Source organism: Muricauda brasiliensis, from assembly GCF_003057865.1.
Classification (GTDB): Bacteria; Bacteroidota; Bacteroidia; order Flavobacteriales; family Flavobacteriaceae; genus Flagellimonas; species Flagellimonas chongwuensis.
The window spans coordinates 1-727 of record NZ_QBTW01000002.1 but is presented as its reverse complement, the minus strand read 5'-3'; the positions used below and the strand labels follow the sequence as shown (position 1 = coordinate 727).

Below are 727 nucleotides of genomic sequence, written 5' to 3'. Positions count from 1 at the left end.
CATCGGTTCCGGCCGCTGCCAACACCGTGCTGAAGTCGACAGTCTCCGTGCCCCCATCTTCCAGGGTCAAGGTCAGTTCGTTCGTGGTATTGTCAAGACTGAATGCGGTGATCGTTTGGTCGTCCGTATTATCCAAATAAGTTGTAAGGTCTACACTATTCCCGTTATCAATAGAAAGTATGTTCCCTGATAAGGTTAGTGTTTGCTCATCCGTATCAACGGTGTGGCTAAGGTCAGAAATTTGACTCTCTGTAATCGTCAAGTTTGCTTCGTTAATATCAATATCAATCTCATCATTAGCTCCGTCATTATTGATAATGACTTTGTTAGAACCTGCATTGATATTCTTGAATTCCAAATCAGCACCTGTCTTTCTTGCAAATACGCCAACTCCACCTGCACCCACATTTGATGCGGTGTTGGTTTGCCCTGAGGTTGCTGCAAAGGCATCTACATCAGCTTTGAGCTCATCAATGGCAGCTTGGGTATTAACAGAACTAAGACCAGAAGTGGTATTATCATAGATTACCTCTGCTGCGTTTTGATCATCCGTATTGTCCAAATAGGCCCCAAGGTCAACTGTTCCGCCGTTCTCCAAGGTCAGGGTGTTGCCGCTAAGGCTCAGGGCCTGATCATCTGTTCCGGCCGCCGCCAGTACCGTGCTGAAGTCGACAATCTCGGTACCCCCGTCCTCCAGGGTAAAGGTCAGTTCGTTCGTGGTATTGTC

The 727-nt window shown here is 47.3% G+C and carries 1 protein-coding gene; it reads right to left on the bottom strand.

Going from position 1 to position 727, the window contains the following annotated elements; translation table 11 throughout:
- A partial coding sequence (locus DCK90_RS01725) for a hypothetical protein (RefSeq protein ID WP_159075735.1) occupies positions 1 to 727 on the bottom strand: 727 nt, incomplete at both ends.